Origin of the sequence: Enhydrobacter sp. (genome assembly GCF_030246845.1) — a bacterium.
GTDB lineage: Bacteria > Pseudomonadota > Alphaproteobacteria > Reyranellales > Reyranellaceae > Reyranella.
This window is the reverse complement of sequence record NZ_CP126889.1, coordinates 3,955,636-3,981,334: the sequence shown is the minus strand read 5'-3', so window position 1 is coordinate 3,981,334 and position 25,699 is coordinate 3,955,636. Positions and strand designations below refer to the sequence as shown.

Genomic DNA, 25,699 nt, shown 5'->3' with positions numbered 1-25,699 from the left:
GGTCGGCATGCAAGCGCCGCTCCGTGTTCCTTGGTCTTGGCTCAGCCCGCCGGCTAATTACCCTGTGGCACCATGGGGGTGCAAGCGCTCTGCGGGGTTTCCCACCGACTTTGAACGCAGCTTGGCGACCGCCTCCTCGGGCGAGCCGACGACGTCGAGGAGCTGGGAGAATCCGGCCACGACAAGGCAGTCTTCGGCCGCCCCCGTGAAGCGACAAAAAACCACGCGCGCCTGTCGCTCCTCGGCTTGACGAAGCGCGGTCGCCAGCGCCCGCACCCCGGCTGCGCTCATGTAAGCCACCGCGCTTCCGTCGATGACGACGCGCGCACCGGGCACGAGGGCGTCAAGCATCGACCTCTCCACCTCCTGTGCCGTCACCGAGTCGATGCGGTCGGGCAGAACGACAGTAACGATGTCGCCAGCCAATCCACCGCCACTCGCGCCATTCATGCGCCGTTCTCCGATCATACGGACTTCTCCGGCATGCCATCCCCTTTCTGGCGCCACTGACCGCCAAGGTCGGTCCCGCGCCAATCGATCGTGCGGCCGGCAAGCGCCTGCGTCATCAGGAAGGGCGCCAGCGCCTCGCGCACGAACGCGGCCGTCGCGGCCCGCGGGCCGAAGGACAGGCCCCTGCCTGCCATGAACCACTTCTCCGCAGCAAGCCAGAGGCCGATGTGGACAAGCAGGCCGAGCGCCACCGCGGCTGCCCCGGCGCCCAGCCCAGCCAGGGCCGCCGCACCGGCCACGCCCGACACCGCGCCACCGATCGCCGGCTCCCACAGAACCAGGGGCCATACCGGCAGCCTGAGGCGCGTGCGCGCCCACCGGACCTGACGCAGCCAGACGTCGCGCCAACGGCGCCGCCCCAGCGGCAGGCGCGGCATGACAGCGCCGAGCCGTGTCGCGAGCCCGAGTTCGCGCACCGCGCGGGCGACGGAATAGTCGTCGGCGATCCAGCGATTGAAGCCGCGCCAGTTGCCGATGCGCTGCAAGGTATCGTACGCCAACAGGGTGACACCGCCCGATGCCACGGCGATGCCGAGTCGATCGGCGGCAAACAGGAACCGCGCCTGATGGCCGTCGATATAGGCGCGCTCGAGCTCGGCGGCGAAATTCTCCGGCGCATCGGCCGCCTTCAGGGCCAGCACCAGACCGACCTCGTCCGAAAGCGCCGCCGCAGCGCGCCGCAAGTCGTCCATGTGGAGCGCAATTCCGGCGTCGCACAGCGCCACGACCGGCCGGCTGGCGGCCTCCAGCCCCTTGCGCACATTGTTCATCTTCGGATTGAAGGTCGTGTCGGCGCCCACGAGCAGCAACGCGCCCGGCCAGGTGGCGTGCGTGGCGGCGATCGCCGCATCGTCGGCGCTCGCCACGCAGATCAGCACCTCGGCCCCCGCCTGCGACAATGCGCGCAAGCGGGCGATATACGCCGGTGACGCATCCGCGGCGCCCTTGAGCGGAGCCACGATGCTGAAATCCTCAGGCCGATGGCGCAGGCCGGGAAGCACCCCGGGCTGCCGCGCGAGCGCCGCGCTCGCCCATTGGATGGCCGTGCTTGCCGCCCACCAGCCAAGTCCGAGCCAGACCAGGGCGCTGCCGGTCATCGCCCATCACCCGCTCGCCGAGAAGCGGTGCATGTCGTCCTTCTCGATCTGCAGGGCACGATGATAGGAACGGATGACGTCGCTCGGGTCGCCCTGCTCGCGAATGCGGCCTTCCTCGATCCATATCGCGCGATTGCACAGACGCCGCACCTCGCCCATGGAGTGCGAGACGAACAGCAGCGTGCCCGACTTGCGGAATTCGTCGATCCAGTCGAGGCACTTGCGCTGGAAAGCGACGTCGCCGACAGCCAGCGCCTCGTCCACCACCAGGATCTCCGCCTCGACATGGGCGCAAATCGAGAAGGCAAGGCGCGTGCGCATGCCCATCGAATAGTGCTTCACCGGCTGGTCCATGTAATCGCCGATGCCGGCGAAGTCGGCAATCCGATCGAACTTGCGCAGGATATCGGCGCGCTTCAGCCCGAACACGGCGCCGCCGATCATCACGTTTTCGCGGCCCGACAGCTCGGCATCGAAGGTGGAGCCGAGCGCCAGAACGGGCGCAATGCGGCCGGTCACCCGAAGCTCGCCATGGCTCGGCAGCGTCATGCCGCAGATCACCTGCAGCAGGGTGGACTTGCCGCAGCCGTTGCGGCCCAGGATGCCGACGCTCTCGCCGCGCCGGACCTGAAGGTCGATGTCGCGCAGCACCCAGAACGGCTTGAAGTAGGTCTTGCACCAGCCGAACATGACCTGCTTCAGCCAGTCGTTGCGGCGGGCGTAGAGCTGGTAGGCCTTCCCGAGGTGCCTGGCCTGAACGACGATGTCAGATGACGTCGACGATGACATTCCGATACCTGTCGAAGAACCAGTAGCCAAAGTAGAAGGTGAAGACCGAGGTGAACAGCGTCCATACATAGACGCGCCAATCGGGCAGCTTCGCCAGCAGGACGATGTCGCGCATGACCTCGACATAGCCCGTAAGGGCGTTGGCGTAGATCCAGAAGTCGAACGGCGGCGGCAGCGAGGATTGCGGGTAGAAGACCGGCGTCGCGAACATGAACAGCGGCACGACGTTGATCATGAGGTAACCCGCGTCGCGCGTGAAAGCGCCGATCGCGCACAGGAACCACGACATGCCGACCAGGAAAGCCATGAGCGGAATGAACATCAACGGCAGCAGAAGGACGGTCCACGGCAGACTGCGCACCACCGCGAGCTGGAAGGCCAGCATCACCACGATGGAGATGACGGTATAAAGAGTGGCGCGCAGCGTCGAGATCACCGCCAGCATGTCGCTGGGGAAGATGGTCTGCTTGATGAAGTGCGCATATTCGTGCAGCAGCATCGGCGCGCGAAACGCCATCTCGGAAAAGAAGTTGAAGACGACGATGCCGCTGAAGATGAACAGCGCGTAGCCGACGCGCGGGCCGACATCGACCGCGAGGTTGAGCTGCAGGTTGGTCGTGAAGGCGAAGCTGTAGACCGCGATCGCCAGGAGGGGCGCGATCGCCGCCCATACCCAGCCGGCGACCGATCCCTTGAACCGGTCGCGCACCTCGCGGCGGAGGATGGCCTGCACGAGGTCGCGATGATGCCAGACCTGGGCGAACGGCTTGACGATGAAGCGGCCGAGACGCCGGCCCGGATCGAGCTCCTCGATGACGATCTGCTTGCCGTTGACGACGTTCACCGACGGCATGAGCCGCTTGTCTCCTTGCTGGGACCCGTGGTGAGCCCGGTGGGGTACGATCCCACGACCCTCTGATTAAAAGTCAGATGCTCTACCGCTGAGCTACGGGCTCGCCCCGGTGTCGCGCCGCAGGCCGGAACCGGGCGCGGCGCCCGTATAAGATGCGCCAGCCCGCCGGTCAACGCGGTGCCAAAGGGTATCATCCCTTGCCGAATTTGCGCTTCAACCGCTCGAAGACCTTCTGCGATACGAACTGGGAGGTGTCGCCTCCGAGCCGCGCGATGTCCTTCACCAGGGACGACGCGATGAACTGATGACGATCCGATGCCATCAGGAAGATGGTCTCGATGTCGGGCTCCATGCGGGCGTTCATGTTCGCCATCTGGATCTCGTACTCGAAATCCGATACCGCGCGCAGACCGCGGATGATCACCGTGGCGCCCATCTCCCGGGCGAAATGGATGAGCAATCCCTCGAACGGCACGACCTTGATGCGGTCGCGATCGGCCTGCGGGAACTCCTCTATGTCCTCCTTGATGATCTCGATGCGTTCGTCGAGGGAGAACAGCGGACCCTTGCCGATGTTGATCGCGGGGCCGATCACCAGCCGGTCGACGAGCCGCAGCGAGCGGCGCACGACTTCCATGTGCCCGCTGGTGACGGGATCGAACGTGCCCGGATACACTCCGGTGCGCTCTGCGGCCATGTCTACCCCTCGTTCCCCGACCGCAGGTGCGCCGGTCGTCGCGGCGAAGTCTTAGCGACACGGCCCGTCCTTATCCACCGTTTGTTTCGGCAGCGTCGCCATTGCCGTTGCCGTCGGCTTCGTCATCGTCGCCGATTCGAACAGCGGAAACGACACGCTCGCCCTCGCTCACATTGACGATGCGCACGCCGCGCGTTGCCCGTCCCGCGATGCGGATTCCATCCACCGGACAGCGGATCAGCGTGCCGCCGTCGGTCACCAGCATGATCTGATCGGTCTGCCGCACCGGAAAGGCGGCCACGACCTGGCCGCCTCTGGAAAGGTTCATGAGCTCCACGCCCTTGCCGCCGCGGCCGGTGACCCGGTACTCGTACGCCGAGGTGCGTTTGCCGAAGCCCGACGAGGCCACGGTGAGCACGAACTCCTCCTTGTCCCGCAGGGCGCTGAATCGCTCGGGCGAGAGGGCAGTGGATGGCGTCACCGGCTCCTCGCCGGTCGCTGCCGCCTCTTCTGCGCCGTTGCCGTTTTCATCGTCGAGATTGGCAAGCTGGCGCAGGGCGCGCGACTGGCGGAGATAGGCGTCGCGGTCCTCGGTCGCGATGCTCTTGCCGCCGTCGACCAGCGACATCGAGATCACCTCGTCGCCGTCGGCGAGCGCGATGCCGCGCACGCCGGTCGAGGCGCGGCTCTGGAACACGCGGACCGTCGCCACCGGGAAGCGCATCGCCCGGCCGAGCCGGGTGGCCAGCAGCACATCCTGGTCCTCGCCGCATACCGCCGCGCCGATCAGGCGGTCGCCGGCGTCGTCGCCCTCGAACTTCATGGCGATCTTGCCGCTCTGGTTCACGCTCACGAAGTCCGACAGCTCGTTGCGGCGCACGCCGCCGCGCGCCGTGGCGAACATCACATGCAGGGTCGACCAGCTCGCCTCGTCCTCCGGCAGCGGCATCACGGTGGTGATGGTCTCGCCCTCGCTGAGCGGCAGCAGGTTCACGAACGCCTTGCCGCGCGCCTGCGGCGCGCCGAGCGGCAGGCGCCAGACCTTGAGCTTGTAGACGATGCCGCGGCTCGAGAAGAACAGCACCGGCGTGTGCGTGTTGGCCACGAACAGGCTGGACACGAAGTCGTCCTCGCGCGTGGCCATGCCCGACCGGCCCTTGCCGCCGCGGCGCTGCGCCCGATAGGCGGAGACCGGCACACGCTTGACGTAGCCGCCGTGGGTCACGGTGACGACCATGTCCTCGCGCTGGATCAGGTCCTCGACGTCCTGCTCGAACTCGTTGTCGACGATCTCGGTGCGCCGCGGCGTCGCGAACTGCTCCTTGATCTCGATCAGTTCCTTGCGCATGAGGGCGAACAGCTTGTCGCGATCGCCCAGCAGCTCGAGATAGCCTTCGATCAGCTTGGCGACCTCGGTCAGCTCGTCCGCGATCTTGTCGCGCTCGAGGCCGGTAAGTCGCTGCAGGCGCAGCTCGAGGATGGCGCGGGCCTGAGCCTCGGAGAGGCGATAGGTGCCTTCGTCGGAGACCTCGCGGCCCGGCTCGGCGATCAGCAGGATCAGCGGCGCCACGTCCGCCGCCGGCCAGTCCCTCGCCATCAGCCGCTCGCGCGCGACCACGGGATCCGGCGCGCGGCGGATCATGTCGATCACCTCGTCGATATTGGCGACGGCGATGGCGAGCCCGACCAGCACATGGGCGCGGTCGCGGGCATGATTGAGCTCGTACTTGGTGCGGCGCGTCAGGACCTCGGCGCGGAAGCGGATGAACGCCTCCAGGAGCTCCTTCAGCGTCATCAGGCGCGGCCGGCCGCCATCCAGCGCCAGGGCGTTGACGCCGAACGTCGTCTGCAGCGGCGTGTAGCGATAGAGCTGGTTCAGCACCACGTCGGCCATGGCGTCGCGCCGCAGCTCGACGACGAGACGCACGCCATCGCGGTCGCTCTCGTCACGGACCTCGGAAACGCCCTCGACCTTCTTGTCGCGCACGACCTCGGCGATCCGCTCGTGCAGGCGGGCCTTGTTCTCCTGGTAGGGGATCTCGGTGATGACGATCGCCTCGCGGCCGCCGCGGATTTCCTCGATCCTGGTCTTGGCCCGCATGACGAGCGAGCCGCGGCCGAGTTCATAGGCGGCACGGATGCCGTTGCGGCCGAGGATCGTGGCGCCGGTCGGGAAGTCGGGGCCCGGCACGTGCTCCATCACCTGCTGGATGGTGAGCTCGGGATTGTCGATCAGCGCGCAACAGGCATCGATCAGCTCGCCGAGATTGTGCGGCGGGATGTTGGTCGCCATGCCGACGGCGATGCCGCCCGCGCCGTTGGCGAGCAGGTTCGGGAAGGCCGCCGGCAGCACCGTCGGCTCCTGCTCCCGCTCGTCGTAGTTCGGCTGGAAATCGACCGTGTCCTTGTCGTAGTCGGCCAGCAGCGATTCGGCGGCAACGGCAAGCCGCGCCTCCGTGTAGCGCATGGCCGCCGGCGGATCGCCGTCCATCGAGCCGAAATTGCCCTGCCCCGAGATAAGCGGCAGGCGCATCGAGAAATCCTGCGCCATGCGCACCATGGCATCGTAGATCGCCGAGTCGCCGTGCGGGTGATATTTGCCCATCACGTCGCCGACGATGCGGGCGGACTTGCGGAACGGCCGGGTCGAATCGTAGCCGTTCTCCTTCATGGCGTAGAGGATACGGCGCTGCACCGGCTTCAGCCCGTCGCGCGCATCGGGCAGGGCGCGCGCCACGATCACGCTCATCGCGTAATCGAGGTAGGAGCGACGCATCTCCTCTTCGATCGTGATCGGCGCGATGTCGTGCGGCGGGGTCGGCGGAGGCGTGCCGGACGGCGGCGGCGCCGGCGGCAGGGTCGTATCGTCGCTCAAGTGGAACCTGGTTTTTTGCTCGTTTTATCGGCCCCGCCGGAGGGTCGGCGAAGACGTTTTGCACAGTAGCAAACCAGGCCCGAAAGACCAACAAAAATCGCTCTGGGAAGCTGCCTTTAACGTCTTGATTTGACAGGCTAAATTGACCGTGAAAACCACCCTTTGAAAGACCCGCCTTTGGCCTCGAAAACAAGCCCCCCAAACCCCTCCGTTGCCGTCTTCGATTTCGGCGGCGTGCTGATCGACTGGAACCCACGCCATCTCTACCGGAAGCTGTTCGCCGATCCAGCCGAGATGGAGCGCTTCCTCGCCGAGGTCGCCACTCGTGAATGGCACGCCGTCCAGGACCACGGCGGGGATCCAGCCGAAGCGACTCGGCGCCTGCAGGCGCTGCATCCCGACAAGGAGGAGCTGATCGACGCCTTCTATGGGCGATTCGACGAGATGTGCGACCATGCTTTTCCCGAGATGGCCGCGCTGGTCGAGCGGCTGCATGCCGGGGGGACGCCCCTTTTTCTGCTGTCGAACGCCCCCAACCTGCTCGACCCGTGGCTGCGCGGCGCCGCCCGCCAGCGCCACCCATTCCTCGGGCTGTTTCGCGACTACGTGGTCTCCGGCCTGATCGGCCATGCCAAGCCCGATGCCGCCATCTACGAGCTGGTTTGCCGAACCGGCGGTTTCCAGCCGGGCGAGGCGGTGTTCATCGACGATGTGCTGACCAACGTGGAAGGAGCCCGCGCCGTCGGCATGCGCGCCATCCATCATCGCTCGGCTGCAGAGACCGCCGCCGAGCTCAGGGCGATGGGGCTACCCGCCTAGAACGGAATGTCGTCGTCGAGCTCGGCCTTGCCGGCGCGCGAAGCCGGGCGGCCTCCGTTCGACGAACCGCCGGCGATTTCGTCCTCCATGCCGCCGCTGCCGACTTCAGCGCCGCCGCCGCGACCGTCGAGCATGGTGAGCGCGCCGCTGAAGCGCGGGATCACGACCTCCGTCGTATAGCGCTCCTGGCCGCTTTGGTCGGTCCACTTGCGGGTCGAGAGCTGTCCTTCGACGTAGACCTTCGATCCTTTGCGCACGTACTTCTGCGCCACCTCGGCCAGCTTCTCGTTGAAAATCACCACGCGGTGCCACTCGGTACGCTCCTTGCGTTCGCCCGTCTGGCGATCGCGCCATGTATCGGACGTCGCGACCGACATGTTCACCATGGCTCTGCCGTCCTGCATGGACCTCACTTCCGGGTCGCGGCCGAGATTGCCGATCAGGATGACCTTGTTGACACTGCCCGCCATCGGGGCCTCCTTCGCTTTCCCGGTGCAGCGGGGCGCCGCACCTACCTCACGGCCGGCAACCTAGCCCCACCGCCCTGTGGGCAGCCACCGATTTCAGGTTGTAACCGGCCCCGCAGGCTCAGCGCGCCAGGAACTCGCGGATCGCCTCCGGCGCGGCCTTCGCATAGGTGCTTCGCCGACTGACCACGACCTTGGTGATCGTCTTCAGGGCGAGCGCCATTTCGGCGGCTTTTGCCACGACGGCGATGCCATTCATGATCGGTGCGCTATCGACGACGAAGGGGCATTCACGCGCGAACAGCAGCATAGGCAGGCCGCCGGCGGGAATGACCACTTCGGCTCCCGCCGCGATCAGCGGCTTGACCTGCGCCACGAACTGCTCGCGCACGCGGCCATAGGTGGCTTGGTCGGTGAATGCCTGCATGAAGGACGGGAGGTTCATCTTGAGTGCCGTGGTGCCGACATAGCGCTCGGCCAGGCCATGGGATCTCACCTGCCGGTCGTGCCAGGGGATGAGGATCGGATCGATCGTCACCAGCCCGAACCGATGGCCGAGGCTGAGCCCTGCCAGCAGGTTCGCCTCGCCCAGCCCGATGACGGGAATGTCCAGACAACCGCGGATTTCGAGCAGGCCCGGTTCCTGGAAATGCCCAAGGACGAACGCGTCATAGCCCGACTGTTCGGCTTCGAGAGCATTGCGGATGACCTGGTTGGCGCAGCGGAACTCGGTCAACGGGTGAAAGGAATGATCTGGTGGATCCAGGCCATGGACCTCGAAGTGCACATCCGCTCCCGCAACCCGGGCAAGCGTTGCCTGCAGGCTCTCGACATACGGCGCCTGCTCGACCGGATGGACGAAGCTTTGGTACCAGATGCGCTTCTGGCTCGCGTTGGGCATTGCCGATCTCCCTCGGGCCCCATGGCCCGCATTCTACAGTGATGGCGACTCGGCACCGAAGGAACCGCCCGTCGCCGGTCGCGTTGTGAGCCGGCCTCATGGCGGCCCTCGGGGATTTCATTGGCCTGGGCCGATGGCCGTTCGTATCGTTTACCTATGAAGGACGCCTTCCACGTTTCCAAGGTCTCGCGGAGCGAGGCCTACGCGATGCTGACCGGCGCGGCGCTGATGATGACGCTTGCCATGGGCATTCGCCAGAATCTCGGGCTTTTCCAGGCTCCGGCCTCGCACGAGCTGGGCATCGCCATCTCCGATTTCGCGCTGGCCATCTCGGTGCAGCAGGTTGCCTGGGGCGTGAGCCAGCCGTTCGCCGGTGCCCTTGCCGACAAGTACGGCACGCGCTTCGTGTCGCTGGCCGGCAGCCTGATCTTCATGCTCGGCCTCTGGCTGACCGCGACCGCGACAAGCACAGGGCCGATCGTGCTGGGCGCCGGCGTCTTCATCGGTGTGGCGCTCGCCTGCACGACTTCGGGCATCACCGCCAACATCGCCGCCCGCGTGGTGGCGCCCCAGCGGCGGACCCTGGCCTTCGGCATCGTCTCGGCCGCGGGCTCGGTCGGCACCATGTTGACCGCGCCCATCGCCGCCTACTTTCTCGACCATCAGGGCTGGCGGGCCGGCCTCTGGGCCTTCCTCATCCTGGCGCTGGCCATGCTGCCGGCCGCCTTGGTCGGCAGCCGCGCCGATCGCTTGCCCAACGGCGTCGCCGCCGACCGGCACCTGACGCTGGCGAACGCCCTGGGCGAGGCGCGCCGCCATCGTGGCTATCTCGTGATGGCGGCCGCCTTCTTCGTCTGCGGCCTGCAGCTCGTGTTCCTTACGACCCACCTGCCGACCTACCTCGCCCAGTGTGGCATGGACGCCTCCTACAGCGCGATCGTCCTGATGCTGATCGGCGGCTTCAATATTCTGAGCTCGTGGCTGTTCGGCTGGCTGGGCGATCGTTACCCCAAGCGGCTGTTGCTGGGCGGGCTCTATCTGCTGCGCTCGATCACCCTGGCCCTGTTCTTCAGCTTCCCGCCGACGCCGCTCTCGGTCGTGCTGTTCGGCGCCGCCATGGGCACGCTGTGGCTGGGCGTCATCCCCCTGGTGAACGGGCTGGTGGTGCAGATCTTCGGCCTGCGCTTCCTCTCGACGCTGACCGGCATCGCCTTCCTGAGCCACCAGGCCGGCTCCTTCCTCGGCGCCTGGGGCGGCGGCTATCTCTTTGATCTCATGGGCTCCTACGACCTCGCCTGGAAGATCGGCGTGCTGATCGGCCTGGTTGCCGGCACCCTGCAGCTCCTGATGAACGACCGGCCGACCGCGCGAGTGGCGGCCGAAGCGGAGGCGGCAGCCGCCTGACATTTCCTGACACGGATCGGGGTGGCGGATTCGGCTGTGGATAGCCATATGCGCTGATCCCGCGCATCGCCTATTCTTGCTCCAGAGATGGCCAAGTCACGCTTACCCGCCGCCGAGCCGCACCGGTACATTTCGATCCGGGGCGCTCGCGAACACAATCTGAAGAACGTCGACCTCGACCTGCCGCGCGACAGGCTGGTCGTGATCACCGGCCTCTCCGGTTCGGGCAAGTCTTCCCTCGCCTTCGATACGATCTACGCCGAAGGCCAGCGGCGCTATGTCGAAAGCCTGTCGGCCTATGCCCGCCAGTTCCTGGAGCTGATGCAGAAGCCCGACGTCGATTCGATCGAGGGCCTCTCGCCGGCCATCTCGATCGAGCAGAAGACGACGTCGCGCAATCCCCGTTCGACCGTTGGCACCGTCACTGAGATCTACGACTACCTGCGCCTGCTGTTCGCCCGCGTGGGCGTGCCCTATTCGCCTGCTACAGGCCTGCCGATCGAGAGCCAGACCGTGTCCCAGATGGTCGATCGGGTGAAGGCGATGCCCGAAGGCACGCGGCTTTACCTGATGGCGCCCATCGTGCGCGGTCGCAAGGGCGAGTACCGCAAGGACCTGCAGGAATTGCAGAAGAAGGGATTCCAGCGCGTCAAGATCGACGGCAGCCTCCACGAGATCGCCGCGGCGCCGGCGCTCGACAAGAAATACAAGCACGATATCGACGTGGTCGTGGACCGGCTGGTGGTGAAGCCCGATCTCGGCAATCGGCTGGCCGACTCGATCGAGACGGCGCTCGACCTCGCCGAAGGGCTTGCGGTGGCCGAGAACGCCGACACCGGCGAGCGGACGATCTTCTCCTCGCGCTTTGCCTGCCCCGTCTCGGGCTTCACGATCGAGGAGATCGAGCCCCGGCTCTTCTCCTTCAACGCGCCGCAAGGCGCGTGCCCGGCCTGCGACGGTCTCGGCGTGAAGATGTTCTTCGATCCGGAGATGGTGGTGCCGGACGATCGCCTGTCGCTGGCCGAGGGCGCGGTCGCGCCGTGGGCCGATTCGTCGGGGCAGTACTACCAGCAGACGCTCGAGAGCATCGCCAAGCACTACAAGGTCAAGATGTCGACGCCCTGGCGCGATCTGCCCAAGAAGGTACGCGACGTCATCCTGCACGGCAGCGCCGGCGAGGCGATCGCCATGCGCTACGACGACGGCATCCGCCAGTACCAGACGACCAAGCCGTTCGAGGGCGTGATCCCCAACCTCGATCGGCGCTGGAAGGAGACCGATTCCTCCTGGGTGCGCGAGGACCTCGAGCGCTTCCAGCACGAGGCGAAGTGCGAGGCATGCGGCGGGGCGCGTCTCAAGCCCGAGGCGCTGGCCGTGAAGATCGGCGGGCTGAACGTGAGCCAGGTCACCGAATTTTCGATCGGCGAGGCGGTGAAGTGGTTCCAGGAGCTCGACCCCAAGCTCACGGCCAAGCAACGCGAAATTGCCGCCCGCATCCTGAAGGAGATCAACGAGCGGCTGGGCTTCCTCGACAATGTCGGCCTTTCCTATCTCACGTTGAACCGCACCTCGGGCACCTTGTCCGGCGGCGAGAGCCAGCGCATCCGCCTTGCCTCGCAGATCGGCTCCGGCCTCACCGGTGTGCTCTACGTGCTCGACGAGCCGTCGATCGGCCTGCATCAGCGCGACAACGACCGGCTCCTGAAGACGCTGACGCGTCTGCGCGATCTCGGCAACACGGTGCTGGTCGTGGAGCACGACGAGGATGCGATCCGCGCCGCCGATCACCTCGTGGACATGGGACCCGGTGCCGGCGCGCATGGCGGCAAGGTGATTGCCGAAGGTACACCCGAGGAAGTGATGCAGAACAGCGCCAGCCTGACCGGGCAGTATCTGTCGGGCTTCCGCCAGATCCCCATCCCGCAGGCGCGGCGCGAGCCGACGGCCCGGGCAAGCAAGGGGAAAGGCCGCTGGCTCACCGTGAAAGGCGCGCGCGCCAACAACCTGCAGAACGTCACGGCCTCCATCCCGCTCGGCACCTTCACCTGCGTCACCGGCGTTTCCGGCTCGGGCAAGAGCACGCTGATCGTCGAGACGCTCTACAAGGCGCTCGCCAAGCGTCTAAACGGTGCGCGCGAGCATCCCGGCCAGCATGACGGCCTGGACGGCATCGGCCATCTCGACAAGATCGTCGACATCGACCAGTCGCCGATCGGGCGCACACCCCGCTCCAATCCCGCGACCTACACAGGCGCCTTCTCGCCGATCCGCGACTGGTTCGCGCAACTGCCCGAATCGACCGAGCGCGGCTACAAGCCCGGCCGATTCTCCTTCAACGTCAAGGGCGGCCGTTGCGAGGCCTGCCAGGGCGACGGTGTCATCAAGATCGAGATGCACTTCCTGCCCGACGTCTACGTCCAGTGCGACGTCTGCAAGGGCAAGCGCTACAACCGCGAGACGCTGGAGATCGCCTTCCGCGGCAAGTCGATCGCCGATGTGCTGGAAATGACGGTCGACGAAGGCGTCGAATTCTTCAAGGCCGTCCCGGTGATCCGCGACAAGCTCCTGACCCTGCAGCAGGTCGGGCTCGGCTACATCCATATCGGCCAGCAAGCGACGACGCTTTCCGGCGGCGAGGCCCAGCGCGTCAAGCTCGCCAAGGAGCTGTCGCGCCGTGCCACGGGACGCACGCTCTACATCCTCGACGAGCCGACCACGGGCCTCCATTTCGAGGACGTGCGCAAGCTCCTCGAGGTGCTGCACCGGCTGGTCGAGGGCGGCAACACCGTTCTCGTGATCGAGCACAATCTCGAGGTCATCAAAACCGCAGACTGGATCCTCGACATGGGACCCGACGGCGGCGCGGGCGGCGGGCGTATCATCGCCGAGGGCCCGCCGGAGGAAATCGTCAAGGTTGCCGAGAGCTACACCGGCCGTTACCTCGCCCGCCTCCTTCCGCGCAGCGCTGCGGCGAAGAAACGGGCATGAACCTTCCTTAACGCCGCTTCCACCTGATCTCGCCCAGCTCGTAGCCGAATTGGCGCTCCACCACCGCGGGCGTCGCGTCCGAGGCGTCTGCCTTGCGCGCGGCAACGCGTGCCTGCGCGATGTCCTTGGGCACATCCAGCCACATCCCCTCGAACGGCACGCCCGCCGTCGCCGCCACCGCCTCCGCCGCCTGTCGCTCCTCCGGCCGGGCGAACACCGCGTCGAGCACGACACTATGGCCGGCGCGCAGGAGGCGCTCGGCGCGCGCCATCATTGCGCCGTAGACCGCGGCCGAGGCCTCGGGCGTATAGCTGCCGGCCGGCATGCGCTCCTCGAGCGCGATGCCGGCGAGCCGCTTGCGCTCGACGTCGCTGCGCACGGCAACGGCGCCCGGCGCGCGGCCGATCTCAGGCGCAAGCTGCAGGGCTTTCGTCGTCTTGCCGCTGCCGGACAGGCCGCCGATCGCCAGCAGCCGCGGCGGCGCCGGCTGCAGGAAAGCGAGGGCCGCGCGCTGGTAGGCGCGGGCCGGCTCATTGTCCGCCCCGCTCACCGCCGTCACCGAGGAATCGACATAGGCCCGGATCGAAGCCCGTCGCGCGAGGAACATCGGCAGCAGCGCCAACGCCTCGTCATGCGGTGCCCCCTCGAGCTCGCCGATGCGCCACAGCCATTCGTTCAGCAGCCGGTTGGCAAGCGCGCGCAGACCGCGATGGCAAAGGTCCATCAGCGCGAAGGCGAGGTCGTACAGCACGTCTATATTGGCGATGCGCTCGGAGAACTCGATCGCGTCGAACGGCACCGGCTTGCCCTCGATCAGCACGATGTTGCGCAGATGCAGGTCGCCGTGGCAGCGCCGGATCGCGCCTTCCTCGACTCGTCGTGCGACGAGATCGACAAAGGGCTCGAGCGACCTTGGCATGGCGTCGGCCAGCGCCTCGCTCATCGCCGGGTCGAGACGCTTGCCCTGCTCGCGCATCTGGCGGATATCCGCCGCAACCGACTGGCGATAGTCGTCGGGACGGCCGAAGCCGTCGCGAATTGGCGGCAAGCCGTCGTGGAAACGGGCAATTCGCGCGCCCAGCGCTCCCATCATCTCGATCGTCAGCGCCCGCTGATCGGCCAGGCGGTCGAACAGCTTGCTGTCGTCGAACCGGCGCATCACGACCAGCGAATCGACGGCGTCGGCCACGGACTCCCCCACTTCGCCGAGCGCAAGTCGATCCGGGCCGGCCCGCCGCACCGGCGCCACTCCAAGATAGACCTCGGGCGCCAGTCTCCGGTTGATGTCGATCTCGGCCTGGCACATCGCCCAGCGTCGATCGGCGGTGGAGAAATCCATATAGGGAAACTTCACCGCGCGCTTGAGCTTGTAGGCACGCTCATCGGTCAGGAAGACCACGGCACCGTGCGTGTCGATGCGCGTCGCGGGCGCCAGACGCCGCTCGAGGAAACCGATTACCTCGGACTGATCCTCCACGACGAACGAGGGGCGCTCCGCTGCCATCAGTCCGGCGCCAGACGAGGTTCGTCGTCGTTCCACGGATCGATGTGCAGGATCACCTCGGCTTGCGGATAGGCCTCGCGGATCGCCGCCTCGATCGAATCGCCGATCACATGCGCGCGGCCGAGCGACATGGTGGGATGCAAGACGACGTGGAGTTGGATGAACTGGGTCAGGCCGGAAGAGCGGGTGCGCAGGTCGTGCACACTGCGCACGCCCGGATGGCGATGCACGATATCGAGGATGCGTGCGCGATCCTGTTCCGGCAGCTCGCGGTCCATCAGGACATCGATCGAGGTCCGCCCGATGGTCCAGGCGCCGGTCACGAGATAGACGGCGACGCCCAGCGCCACCGCGAGATCGATCAGAGGCTGATCGAGACGGCTCGCGGCCAGGATGCCTGCGCCCACGGCGATGTTCGTGACGAAGTCCGTCGTGTAGTGCGCCTTGTCGGCGCCGATGGCGATCGAGTTCGTGCGCCGCACCACATGGGTCTGGAAAAGCATGAGCGCGAAGGTCAGAAGGACGGCGAAGGCGCTCACCAGCAGGCCCGTCGACTCCGCCTGCACCGGACGCGGATGCAGGAAGCGATCGGCCACCGTCAGCACCAGCCCGCCGGCCGAGGCGGCGATGAACCCCGCCTGTGCGACGCCTGCCAGCGCCTCGGCCTTGCCGTGGCCGAAGCGGTGGTCCTCGTCCGCCGGGACCAACGCCTGGCGGACGGCGATGAAAGTGATCAGCGAACTCACAAGATCGAGCGCCGAGTCGACCAGCGAGGACAGCATGCCCACCGAGTCGGTGACAAGCCAAGCGATCCCCTTGGCGACGACCAGGATCGTTGCCACCGACATCGACGCCAGGGTCGCTTGCCTCATCAGGCGTGCAGCGACACCCGGCTCGGCGGTCAGGGGTACAGAGTTCGCGTCGACCAAGGAGCACCGGCTGCGGGACGGCTGTATTCCAGACGATCATGTAGGCGAAAGGCGCCGTCCTGCCAGAACTCGATGAGGAGCGGCTGCAGCCGGAAACCGGACCAATGCGGCGGACGCGGCACCTTGCCGATCACGTGCCTGGCCGTGAATTCCGCCACCCGTTTCTCGAGGGCGAAGCGGCTTTCCAGCGGACGGGACTGGTCGGACGCCCAGGCGCCGATCTGGCTGCCGCGGTCGCGGGTCGCGAAATAGGCGTCCGCTTCCTGCGGCGTCGTCTGTGAAATCGAGCCTTCGAGCCGCACCTGGCGCCGCAGCGACTTCCAGTGGAACAGGAGCGCGGCTTTGGGGTGCGCCAGGAGCTGGCGACCCTTGCGGCTTTCGTAGTTCGTGTAGAAGACGAAGCCCGAGGCATCGTAGCCTTTCAGGAGCACCATGCGGCAGGACGGCGTGCCGTCGGCCCCCACCGTGGCCAGCGCCATGGCCGAGGGATCGTTCGGCTCGCTCTTCTCGGCCTCGGCATACCAGTCGGCGAAGAGGGCAAGCGGATCGTCTTTTGCGCGGATCATGACCCACAATATGGAGGGGTGGAACGGCTTCCACCACCGCCATCTTGTCCCGCTGGCCCAGCCCCGCTAGAACGACAAGCATGACAGCCGCACAATTGATGGCCGGCAAGAAAGGCCTGGTCATGGGGGTCGCCAACCATCGGTCGATTGCCTGGGGGATAGCCAAAGCCTGCCATGACCATGGCGCCCAGCTTGCCTTCACCTACCAGGGGGATGCCCTCGAGAAGCGTGTGCGGCCGTTGGCGCAGGAGATCGGCAGCGAGCTGGTCCTGCCCTGCGACGTCACCGACGCCGCCAGCATCGACGCGGTGTTCGCCGAGATCGGCAACAAATGGGGCGGGCTCGATTTCCTGGTCCATGCCATCGCCTTCTCCAACAAGGATCAGTTGAAAGGCCGCTACCTCGATACGACGCCCGACAACTTCCAGCTCACCATGAATATAAGCTGCTACTCCTTCACGGCCGTCGCACAGCGCGCCGTACCCATGATGAAGGAAGGCGGCAGCCTGCTCACTCTGACCTACTACGGCGCCGAGCGGGTGATGCCGCACTACAACGTCATGGGCGTGGCCAAGGCGGCACTGGAGGCGAGCGTTCGCTATTTGGCAGCCGATCTCGGCGACAGGAAGATCCGCGTCAATGCGATCTCGGCCGGCCCGATCAAGACTCTGGCCGCCTCGGGCATCGGCGACTTCAACTACATCCTGAAGTGGAACGAGCTCAATGCACCGCTGCGGCGCAACGTCTCGACCGAGGAGGTTGGCAATGCCGGCCTTTACCTGCTGTCGGATCTCGGCAGCGGCGTGACCGGCGAGGTGATGCATGTCGATGCAGGCTACCACGTCGTCGGCATGATCAAGACGCAGTCTGCCAAGCAGCTTTCCGAGCTGCTGGCCGATTTCGAAGACGACTAGGCTGGCGGCCATGGCCGGCAGCAGCTTCGGCACGCTCTTCCGTTTCACGAGCTGGGGCGAAAGCCATGGGCCGGCGATCGGCTGCATTGTCGACGGGACCCCGCCGCGTATTCCCCTGAAGGAAGCCGACATCCAGGTCTGGATGGACAAGCGCCGCCCAGGCCAGTCGCGCTTCGTGACCCAGCGCCAGGAGCCGGACACCGTCAGGATCTTGTCGGGGGTGTTCGAGGGCGTGACCACTGGCACGCCGATCGCCCTCCATATCGACAATGTCGACCAGCGCAGTCGCGACTACGGCGACATCAAGGACAAGTTCCGGCCGTCCCATGCCGACTACACCTATTTCAAGAAGTACGGCGTACGCGACTATCGCGGCGGCGGCCGGCAGTCGGCCCGCGAGACAGCGGTGCGCGTGGCCGCGGGCGCCATCGCGCGCAAGATTTTGGGGGACGACGTCACGATCCGCGGCGCCGTCGTGCAGATGGGCACCCACAAGATCGACCGGGCCAAGTGGGACTGGGAGGCGACCGGCGACAATCCCTTCTGGTGTCCCGACCGGCAGGCGGCGCAGGTCTGGGAAGGTTACCTCGATGCGGTGCGCAAGCGCGGCAGCTCCTGCGGCGCGGTGATCGAGGTCGTGGCGTCCGGTCTACCCGCGGGGCTGGGCGAGCCGGTCTATGACAAGCTCGATGCCGACCTGGCCAAGGGGCTGATGAGCATCAACGCGGTCAAGGGCGTGGAGATCGGCGACGGCTTTGCGACGGCCGCCATGAGCGGCGAGGAGAATGCCGACGAGATGCGCATGAAGGACGGCGCCCCGTCCTTCCTCAGCAATCATGCGGGCGGCATCCTGGGCGGCATCTCGACCGGCCAGGACGTCGTCTGCCGGCTCGCCGTCAAGCCCACCAGCTCGATCCTGCGCGCCGTCCGCAGCGTCGACCGTTTCGGCAACGATGTCGAGCTGCGCACCAAGGGCCGTCACGATCCCTGCGTCGGCCTTCGCGCAACGCCCGTTGCCGAGGCGATGGTCGCCTGTGTGCTGGCCGACCATCTGCTGCGCCATCGCGCGCAGTGCGGTTGACGCCGGATGCCGACTGGCAGGCCGGCCGAGGTCCGGTACGGGCGATTGCACAATCTCAGCATGGCGATCGTGGCCGTCGGCATCGTGGCAACCGCCCTTTTTCAATTTGCAGCCCGTCCCGAGCAGGCTCCGCGGCTGTCGCCGGCGGATCCTCGCTTCGTGCTCTTCGCCGTGCTGACGGCCGCGATGGCCTACTATGGCTATCTCGGCACCCGGCGGTCGCTCGATCGCAAGCCGCAGGTCGTGATCGACCGGGACGGCATCGCGCTCGGCTTCGGCCGCAACCGGCGTTTCGCCTGGAGCGATGTCGAATGGGTGCGCCTGCGCCGACTCGCCTTTCGGCCGCAGCTCCAGATCGCCCTCAGCCCGGATGCCTTCGTCGCCGCGGACCTCAGACTGTCGACATGGACACTCGAGGACGGATTGCGGCCCGTGCGGGGTGTGCCGGCCGCCGTTCTGGTGCGCGACAACGGGCTCGATGCCTCGGCCGGCGCGATGCTTGACGCCATTCGGGCGTTTCGGCCCAATCTCGTGACGCCCTGATCGACTGTCTGATTGACCGGAGGGTCCGCCATGCGGCGGTTTATCATCGGCCTGCTGGCCACTATCGGTGCGATCACGCTGCTTGGCATCGGCGCGATGGTCCTTCTCTTCGTCCGCGGGCCGCTCGCCGTCAAGCCTCTGCCCGACAGCATGGTCCTGTCGCTCGACCTGCGCCGGCTGCCGCCGGAGACCGTCTCATCGGGCGTGCTCGGCGGCTTGTGGAGCGACTCGCGCGACATGGTCGATACGCTGCAGGCGCTTTGGCATGCGGCCGACGACCCGCATGTCGCCGGACTTTATGTCGAGATCGGCGACGAGGATGCAGGGCTTGCGCGGGTGCAGGAGCTGCGCGAGGCGATCCAGCGGTTTCGCAGCAAGGGCAAGTTCGCGATTGGCTTCGCCGAGTCGCTGGGCAGCGATAGCGACCATTTCGCAGACTACTATCTCGCCGCCGCCCTGGATCGCATCTGGCTGCAACCGAGCGGCGGCTTCGGCGTGGCGGGGCTCGCGATCGAGACGCCGTTCCTCAAGGGCGGCCTCGACAAGCTCGGCATTCGCGTCGAAGGTGGCAAGCGCTACGAATACAAGAGCGCACCCGACACTTTCACGCAGGCCGACATGACGGCGCCGGCGCGCGAGAACCTGCAGCAGCTCATCGACGGCTTGTATGGCCGGTTCATCGAGGACGTCTCGCGAGACCGCCGCATTCCGCCGGCGAAGCTGCGGCAGCTCATCGATTCGGCACCGCTCGATTCGGAGCGGGCCCGGACAGAAGGGCTGGTCGACAAGATCGGCTATCGCGCCGACGCCATGGACGACGTCTGGCAGCATGCGGGCTCGACACGCGATCTTGTCACCCTGTCGGACTATGCCAATGGGCAGGATCGCCCGGACGTCCCTCGGGACGTGGTGGCTCTCGTCAGGGTAAGCGGCACGATCGTCTCGGGAACGAACGCCAACGATCCGCTCGGCGACGATCTCAGGGCTGCTTCGGACGATATCGTCGATGCGCTCGATTCGGCGGCGCAGTCGAAAGAGGTCAAGGCGATCGTGCTGCGCATCGATTCGCCGGGCGGCACCTACCCCGCGGCCGATGCCGTCGCCGACGGCGTCGGCCGCGCCAGGTCCGCCGGCAAGCCGGTGATTGCCTCGATGGGCGATGTCGCGGCCTCAGGCGGTTATCTTGCCGCCGTGCGGGCGAACGCGATTGTCGCCGAACCCACCACCATCACCGGTTCGATCGGCGTGTTCGGCATATGGCCGGTGGCGACCGATCTCCTGGCGACGCTCGGCATAAAGGTCGACCGGCTGCGCGTCGGCGCGAATGCCGGCATGTATTCGCCGTTCCACGTCCCCACGCCGGCTCAGCAGGTCGCTATTGGACGCGAGCTCGACTCGGTCTATGCGGACTTCACGCGCCAGGTCGCCGACGCGCGTGGCCTCGATGCGGCGCGCCTCGACGCGGCGGCCCGAGGGCGAGTCTTCACCGGCATCGAGGCGAAGCGGGCCGGTTTGATTGACGAGTTGGGCGGTCTCGACGTTGCCCTTCGGACGGCGAAGGCCAAAGCGGGTATCGACGCCTCGAAGCCGATCGAGCTGCGGCCCTTCCCGGCCGAGAGCAATACGCTGCAGCGGATCGCCACTCGTCTGATGCGCCTGGCCGACGTGACCGCCAAAGGACCCAAGGTGCATGTCCCGCGCGAGTTGCGCGACCTGCTGGCCAAATTCGGTATCGCGGCACGGCCTGGCAACGTCCGCCTGCCGCCGCTTCCCCCGCTCTGGCACTGACCGCGCTCAGGTCTGGAGTCGAACAGTCGCCAGCGTCGCGAGTCCGTCGCCGTCGCGTCGTAACAGGCTGAGTTCCTCCACCCGTCCGTGAATTGGCAGATGCTGGCGCTCGACGATGCGAGCCACCTGCTCGGCATCGGCGGCACGGTCGAACAGGCCCAGCGTGATATGGGGCTCGAACGGCTCGCTACCACCTTCCGGATTCAGGGTATCGTAGAGCGCGGTCAATTCCTCCGCGCCGTCGCCCGGTACCGCATAGAGATAGGCCGCTCGCGACGGCGGCGGCCGGTCGAAGCGGACGATGCGATCGAGCACGAACCAGAACGGCCCGTGCCGCAAGCCGCCCAGGGCTTCGCGCAGCCGCGGCTCGCCCTCCGAACCGACACCGAACACCAGCGTGAAGTGCGGACCGATCAGGCCCGCCTCGCGAGGATGATAGTGCGCCCTGAGGCGGCGCAGGGCGGTGTCGTCGGCTTCGCTCAGCACCGGCCAGGCGACGGCGAACAGCACGTCAGCCGTAGCTCTTGGCCATGCCGAAGGCCGGGTCCATCGCCGCGCCGTAGGGCGGGAACGGATAGCGCAGTCCGTTCTTGCCGAGATGGCCCATGCCCTCGACCGCACGCAGGAACTCGTCGGGCGGGCAGGCCATCAGGAGCTCGTCGTCGGCGACGCCGCCGTAGCGGCGCTCGGCGTAGCAGGGCAGCGACAGCGAGGTCTGGCGGGTGGCGAGCGCCCGTCCCCACGAATCGGCGCAGGCGCTCTCGCCCGTCACCGTGAAGTCGTAACGGCGGTAGCGATGAAACTGCAGGCCGTTGATGAAATAGATCATCTGGCCGGGTGTGCCGTAGAACAGGCAGATGTCGGGGGGATCGAGCCGCGCCGAGCGCAACGGTGATACCACGAGCCCGTTGTAGGTGCCGTGCGGCACGCGTGGCATCTGCGCCTGGTGCGCCGCCGATGCTTCCTTGTTGCCGAACCACACGCCGTTCATGTGATCGCCGGACAGGAAGCCCTCGCCCGGATGGTTGAGGCCGACCACGCCGCCGCAATTGCCGCCGCGGGTGTTGTCGACGGTGATGCCGAGCGTGAAGCCGTACCAGCGCGACTGCGTCACCATCTGGCACATGGTGAACTTGAAGCCTTCGGTCGGCTTGCGCACGCCCGGGATATTGTCCATGGTGGCGGGATCCTCGAACAGCTTCATGCCGATCGGTTGCGTCCGGATGCGCAGCAGCTCGATCAGCCGCGCGCTCGCCTCGGCCAGCATCTTGCCGTCGATCTTCTCCGGCGGCGTCCACGGCGCGGTCTTGTAGCCGGGCGGCAAGGTCTGCACGGTCATGGTCTCCTCCGTCGCTTGGCCTCAGGTGAGGTTCAGCCCCCCGTCGGCGATCAGGATCTCTCCGGTAACGTAGTCGCTGGCGCACAAGGCGGCCACCAGATCGGCGATGTCTTCCGGTTTCGCAGGCCGGCGCATCGGCGCCCTGGTGTTCCAGAGTTCGTAGGCGGCTTCCCAGCCCGTGCTCATGGCCGTGTCGACCAGGCCCGGCGCCACGCAGTTCACGCGGACATCCGGACCGAGGGTGAGCGCCAACAGGCGCGTGGCGTGGTGCAGCGCCGCCTTGGACACGGCATAGGGAATCGACGAGCCCTTGGGCCGCACGCCGGCATGGGTGCCGATATTGACGATGCAGCCCGGCCGACCGGTCCTTGCCGACAAGCGGAGGGCCGCCTCCGCTTCGGCTACAAGCATCCAGGGCGCGATCAGGTTGACGTCCATCATGCGCCGCCAGACCTCGGGCGTTGCGGCCTTGAGATCGGCATGGGGAAAGCGCGCAACGGCGCCGGCATTGTTCACCAGCACGTCGAGCCGACCGTGACGGGCCAGCACATCGCGAACCAGCCCGCCAGCCTGCTCGACCTTCTCCAGATCGGCCACGTGGTAGCTCGAGCCCGGCAGCTCCGCCATCAGGCTGGAGACCTCTGCAATGGAACGGCGGCCGTGCAGCGCCACGCGATAGCCGTCGCGCGCCAGGCGACGTGCGATCGCCGCGCCGATCCCCTGGGTCGATCCGGTGACGAACGCGACGCGATCAGACACAGGACCTCAGCGCGTCCAGGGTCTCGTCCGGCCGCTCGACCATCATGAAATGCCCGCAATCGGGAATGACCTTCGTATTGGCGCCGACGATCGCGGCGGCAAGGGACTTGGCCTTGGCGGCGGGGGTCATGAGGTCACCGTCACCCAGCACCAGCACGGTCGGACATCCGACGGCAGCAGCGCACGCGAGAGCGTCCTTGTAGGCATTGCAGGCCGCGAGGTCGGCGTGGATCACATCCGGCCGGTTGCGCGCCAGGACCGAGAGCGATTCGCGCCGCAACCACAGGCCGGGCGAGACCATGCCGCCCTTGTGCAGGGCATTACCCATGCCCCAGAAGGTCATCAGCTCCTGCACCTTCAGCGTATTGGCCTTGGCCGAATCGAGCATCTCCGGGTGCACCGGCATCTCGGCCGCCACACCGCAGAGCGCCAGCGCCCGCACCTTCCCGCCATGGCGCGCGGCGCAATCGAGAGCGACCAGCGCGCCCATGGAATGGCCGACGAGAGCGGCGTCGCGCAGTCCGGCCGCGTCGATCAAGGCCGCCGTCCAGTCGGCCATCGCGGCGATGCTCGTGAGCATCGGCCCGTCCGACCAGCCGTGCGCCGGGAAATCGACCGCGAGCACGCTTCTGCCATGATGGGCGAACCAGCGCGTCTGCAGCCGCCATGCGGTGCGGTCGAAGCCCGCGCCGTGGAGAAAGACAACCGCAGGCTTGGCCGGATCGAAGGCCACACCGCCCGTGGTCGCGAATACCGCGCGCCCGTCGACCTCGAGCTTCATGGTCAGCCCTTCTGCGAGGCGCGCAGCGCCTGGCCGAGATCGTCCAGGAGATCGTCGGGATCCTCGAGGCCGACCGACAGCCGGATCATGCCCTCGCCGATCCCCGCCGCCGCGAGCGCCGTGGCATCGAGCTGGGCATGGGTCGTGGAGGCGGGGTGGATGACGAGCGACTTGGCGTCGCCGACATTGGCCAGATGCGAGAAGAGCTTCAGCCGCTCGATGAAGCGTCTTCCCGCCTCGCGCCCGCCCTTGATATCGAAGCTGAAGATCGAGCCCGCACCCCTGGGCAGGAGCTTCTTCGCCAGCTCGTGGTCGGGGTGATCGGCCAGCTCCGGCGAGGCGATGCGCTCGACGGCCGGGCTGCCTTTCAGGAAGGCAATGACCTTGCGCGCGTTCTCGACATGCCGGGCCATGCGCAGCGGCAAGGTCTCCAGCCCCTGCAGGAGATAGAAGGCATTCTGCGGCGAGAGGCAGCAGCCGAAATCGCGCACGCCCTCGGCGCGGGCGCGCATGATGAAGGCGTGCGGCCCGAACTCCTCCGCGAAGTCGATGCCGTGATAGCCGGCATAGGGCTCGGTGAGCGTCGGGAACTTGGCCGACGCCTCCCAGTCGAAGCGCCCCGACTCCACGATCACGCCGCCGATCGCCACGCCATGGCCGCCGATGAACTTGGTCGCCGAATGGAACACGATGTCGGCGCCGAGCATCAGCGGCCGGCAAAGCACGGGCGAGGCGAAGGTATTGTCGACCATCAGCGGGATCTTCGCCGCATGGGCGATGTCGGCGATCCGCGGAATATCCAGGACCTCGCCGCCCGGATTACCGATGGTTTCGCCCAGGATCAGGCGAGTCTCGGCCCGGATGGCGTCGGCGAAGCCCGCATGATCGCGCGGATTGACGAACGTCGTTTCGATGCCGAAGCGCGGCAGGGTGAGGGCCAGCATGTTGCGCGTGCCGCCATAGAGCGAGGTCGAGGCAACGATATGGCCGCCGGCCCCCATCAGCGTCGCGATGGCGATATGCAGCGCCGCCTGGCCGCTGGCGACACCCAGCGCGCCCGACCCTTCCTCCAGCGCCGCCACGCGTTCCTCGAACACCGCCACGGTCGGGTTGGAGATGCGGCTGTAGATGTGGCCGCCGACCTCAAGGTTGAACAGGCTCGCCGCATGGTCGACGTCGCGGAAGACGTAGGACGTCGTCTGGTAGATCGGCACGGCGCGGGCGCCGGTCGCCGGGTCGGGATGCTGGCCCGCATGGAGCGCCAGCGTGTCAGGCTTCAGGAACTTGGCTTCGACCACGATCGATCCTACTGGGCGGTCCAGCCGCCGTCGGAGACGAGCTGCGCGCCCTGCATGTTGGACGCGGCGTCGGACGCCAGGAAGAGGGCGAGAGCCGCGATCTGCTCGGGCCTGGTGAACTGGAGTTGCGGCTGCTTCTCGGCCAGCAGGTCGCGGCTCGCCTTCTCGACCGGAATATTCTCGGCCCTGGCGCGCGCCTCGATCTGCGCCTGCACCAGCGGCGTCAACACCCAACCGGGGCAGATGGCATTGCATGTCACGCCAGTATCGGCGCATTCGATGCCCACGACCTTGGTAAGACCCACGATCCCGTGCTTGGCGGCCACATAGGCCACCTTGTGCGCCGAGGCCACGAGGCCGTGCGTGCTGGCGATGTTGATGATGCGCCCCCACTTCCTTGTCTTCATCGCCGGCAGCGCCGCCTGGATGGCATGGAACGTGGCGCTGAGATTGATGGCGATGATGGCGTCCCACTTCTCCGCCGGGAACGCCTCGATCGGCGCGGTGAACTGGATACCGGCATTGTTCACCAGGATGTCGACGCTGCCGAAGGCCGCCTGGCCCCTGGCCACGAGGTCGGCGATCTCGGCCGGCTTGCCCATGTCGGCGGCGTTGTACTCGACCCTGACACCGTTCTTCTTCGCCATGCCCTCGCGCAGCTTGGCGATCGCGGCCTGGTCGCCGAAGCCGTTCAGCATGATGTTGCAGCCTTCGGCAGCGAAAGCCTCGGCGATGGCCTGGCCGATGCCGCTCGTCGAGCCCGTGACGACGACCGATTTGCCCCTCAGCGACATGAA

24 protein-coding genes and 1 tRNA gene are annotated in these 25,699 nt (G+C 66.9%); 7 read left to right on the top strand and 18 right to left on the bottom strand.

Features of this window, described 5'->3' with window-relative positions:
- Positions 1-57: 57 nt before the first annotated feature.
- From OJF58_RS19880 to gyrA, 7 genes are all read right to left on the bottom strand, one after another.
- Entirely contained in the window at positions 58-468 is a 411-nt protein-coding gene (locus tag OJF58_RS19880) for an STAS domain-containing protein (protein WP_300779482.1), read from the bottom strand.
- Positions 465-1,607 (bottom strand): glycosyltransferase, encoded by a 1,143-nt coding sequence (locus OJF58_RS19875; protein WP_300779481.1) that lies wholly within the window; start codon positions 1,605-1,607, stop codon positions 465-467. The genes OJF58_RS19880 and OJF58_RS19875 overlap by 4 nt, the downstream gene beginning before the upstream one ends.
- A 6-nt stretch (positions 1,608-1,613) precedes the next feature.
- Complete coding sequence (locus tag OJF58_RS19870; RefSeq protein ID WP_300779480.1) at positions 1,614-2,396, bottom strand: ABC transporter ATP-binding protein; 783 nt, start codon at positions 2,394-2,396, stop codon at positions 1,614-1,616.
- Complete coding sequence (locus tag OJF58_RS19865) at positions 2,374-3,249, bottom strand: ABC transporter permease (RefSeq protein ID WP_300779479.1); 876 nt, start codon at positions 3,247-3,249, stop codon at positions 2,374-2,376. Before OJF58_RS19865 ends, OJF58_RS19870 begins: the two co-directional genes overlap by 23 nt.
- 28 nt (positions 3,250-3,277) lie before the next feature.
- A tRNA-Lys gene (locus tag OJF58_RS19860) sits at positions 3,278-3,352 on the bottom strand.
- An 87-nt stretch (positions 3,353-3,439) separates the two neighbouring features.
- On the bottom strand, positions 3,440-3,946 hold the full coding sequence (gene coaD / locus OJF58_RS19855; RefSeq protein ID WP_300779478.1) for a pantetheine-phosphate adenylyltransferase: 507 nt from the start codon (positions 3,944-3,946) through the stop codon (positions 3,440-3,442).
- A gap of 70 nt (positions 3,947-4,016) precedes the next feature.
- On the bottom strand, positions 4,017-6,749 hold the full coding sequence (gene gyrA / locus OJF58_RS19850; RefSeq protein ID WP_300785324.1) for a DNA gyrase subunit A: 2,733 nt from the start codon (positions 6,747-6,749) through the stop codon (positions 4,017-4,019).
- Between the two features lie 249 nt (positions 6,750-6,998).
- Between gyrA and OJF58_RS19845 the strand changes: the two genes are divergently transcribed.
- Positions 6,999-7,640, top strand: coding sequence for an HAD family phosphatase (locus OJF58_RS19845; protein ID WP_300779477.1), 642 nt, complete (start codon positions 6,999-7,001; stop codon positions 7,638-7,640).
- Here OJF58_RS19845 and ssb read toward each other — a convergent pair.
- Together ssb and OJF58_RS19835 are read right to left on the bottom strand one after the other, a co-directional pair.
- Positions 7,637-8,110, bottom strand: a complete 474-nt coding sequence (gene ssb, locus OJF58_RS19840; RefSeq protein ID WP_300779476.1) for a single-stranded DNA-binding protein — start codon at positions 8,108-8,110, stop codon at positions 7,637-7,639. The genes OJF58_RS19845 and ssb overlap by 4 nt on opposite strands.
- 118 nt (positions 8,111-8,228) lie before the next feature.
- The gene (locus OJF58_RS19835; protein WP_300779475.1) at positions 8,229-8,894 is read right to left on the bottom strand and encodes an aspartate/glutamate racemase family protein; all 666 of its coding nucleotides are present in this window, start codon (positions 8,892-8,894) and stop codon (positions 8,229-8,231) included.
- Positions 8,895-9,164: 270 nt separating this feature from the next.
- Here OJF58_RS19835 and OJF58_RS19830 point away from each other — a divergent pair, with 270 nt between their 5' ends.
- Both OJF58_RS19830 and uvrA read left to right on the top strand, forming a co-directional pair.
- Positions 9,165-10,412 (top strand): MFS transporter, encoded by a 1,248-nt coding sequence (locus OJF58_RS19830; protein ID WP_300779474.1) that lies wholly within the window; start codon positions 9,165-9,167, stop codon positions 10,410-10,412.
- Between the two features lie 87 nt (positions 10,413-10,499).
- Entirely contained in the window at positions 10,500-13,400 is a 2,901-nt protein-coding gene (uvrA, locus tag OJF58_RS19825; RefSeq protein WP_300779473.1) for an excinuclease ABC subunit UvrA, read from the top strand.
- Positions 13,401-13,407: 7 nt separating this feature from the next.
- Here the strand turns inward: uvrA and OJF58_RS19820 are convergent, their stop codons facing one another.
- The 3 genes from OJF58_RS19820 to pdxH are packed head-to-tail and all read right to left on the bottom strand — an operon-like array spanning position 13,408 to position 16,399.
- Entirely contained in the window at positions 13,408-14,904 is a 1,497-nt protein-coding gene (locus OJF58_RS19820; protein WP_300779472.1) for a bifunctional aminoglycoside phosphotransferase/ATP-binding protein, read from the bottom strand.
- The gene (locus OJF58_RS19815) at positions 14,904-15,776 is read right to left on the bottom strand and encodes a cation diffusion facilitator family transporter (protein ID WP_300779471.1); all 873 of its coding nucleotides are present in this window, start codon (positions 15,774-15,776) and stop codon (positions 14,904-14,906) included. The genes OJF58_RS19820 and OJF58_RS19815 overlap by 1 nt, the downstream gene beginning before the upstream one ends.
- A 29-nt stretch (positions 15,777-15,805) precedes the next feature.
- Positions 15,806-16,399, bottom strand: coding sequence for a pyridoxamine 5'-phosphate oxidase (gene pdxH, locus OJF58_RS19810; RefSeq protein WP_300779470.1), 594 nt, complete (start codon positions 16,397-16,399; stop codon positions 15,806-15,808).
- An 80-nt stretch (positions 16,400-16,479) separates the two neighbouring features.
- Here pdxH and fabI point away from each other — a divergent pair, with 80 nt between their 5' ends.
- From fabI to OJF58_RS19790, 4 genes are read left to right on the top strand one after another with little or no spacing between them, the layout of a single operon-like run.
- Positions 16,480-17,313, top strand: a complete 834-nt coding sequence (gene fabI / locus OJF58_RS19805; protein WP_300779469.1) for an enoyl-ACP reductase FabI — start codon at positions 16,480-16,482, stop codon at positions 17,311-17,313.
- Between the two features lie 10 nt (positions 17,314-17,323).
- Positions 17,324-18,394 (top strand): chorismate synthase, encoded by a 1,071-nt coding sequence (gene aroC / locus OJF58_RS19800; RefSeq protein WP_300779468.1) that lies wholly within the window; start codon positions 17,324-17,326, stop codon positions 18,392-18,394.
- Between the two features lie 6 nt (positions 18,395-18,400).
- Positions 18,401-18,937, top strand: coding sequence for a hypothetical protein (locus tag OJF58_RS19795; RefSeq protein ID WP_300779467.1), 537 nt, complete (start codon positions 18,401-18,403; stop codon positions 18,935-18,937).
- Between the two features lie 30 nt (positions 18,938-18,967).
- The gene (locus OJF58_RS19790) at positions 18,968-20,725 is read left to right on the top strand and encodes a S49 family peptidase (RefSeq protein WP_300779466.1); all 1,758 of its coding nucleotides are present in this window, start codon (positions 18,968-18,970) and stop codon (positions 20,723-20,725) included.
- Positions 20,726-20,731: 6 nt separating this feature from the next.
- On the opposite strand, the gene OJF58_RS19785 is transcribed toward OJF58_RS19790, so the two are convergent.
- From OJF58_RS19785 to OJF58_RS19760, 6 genes are all read right to left on the bottom strand, one after another.
- On the bottom strand, positions 20,732-21,235 hold the full coding sequence (locus OJF58_RS19785; protein WP_300779465.1) for a 2'-5' RNA ligase family protein: 504 nt from the start codon (positions 21,233-21,235) through the stop codon (positions 20,732-20,734).
- 1 nt (position 21,236) lies between these two features.
- On the bottom strand, positions 21,237-21,992 hold the full coding sequence (locus OJF58_RS19780; protein WP_300785322.1) for a DUF169 domain-containing protein: 756 nt from the start codon (positions 21,990-21,992) through the stop codon (positions 21,237-21,239).
- A gap of 93 nt (positions 21,993-22,085) precedes the next feature.
- The gene (locus tag OJF58_RS19775; RefSeq protein WP_300779464.1) at positions 22,086-22,823 is read right to left on the bottom strand and encodes an SDR family oxidoreductase; all 738 of its coding nucleotides are present in this window, start codon (positions 22,821-22,823) and stop codon (positions 22,086-22,088) included.
- The gene (locus tag OJF58_RS19770) at positions 22,816-23,604 is read right to left on the bottom strand and encodes an alpha/beta hydrolase (protein ID WP_300779463.1); all 789 of its coding nucleotides are present in this window, start codon (positions 23,602-23,604) and stop codon (positions 22,816-22,818) included. Before OJF58_RS19770 ends, OJF58_RS19775 begins: the two co-directional genes overlap by 8 nt.
- A gap of 2 nt (positions 23,605-23,606) precedes the next feature.
- Positions 23,607-24,902, bottom strand: a complete 1,296-nt coding sequence (locus OJF58_RS19765) for an O-acetylhomoserine aminocarboxypropyltransferase (RefSeq protein WP_300779462.1) — start codon at positions 24,900-24,902, stop codon at positions 23,607-23,609.
- 8 nt (positions 24,903-24,910) lie between these two features.
- Positions 24,911-25,696: a 3-hydroxybutyrate dehydrogenase gene (locus OJF58_RS19760; RefSeq protein WP_300779461.1), complete on the bottom strand. Its 786-nt coding sequence runs from the start codon at positions 25,694-25,696 to the stop codon at positions 24,911-24,913.
- Positions 25,697-25,699 lie beyond the last annotated feature (3 nt).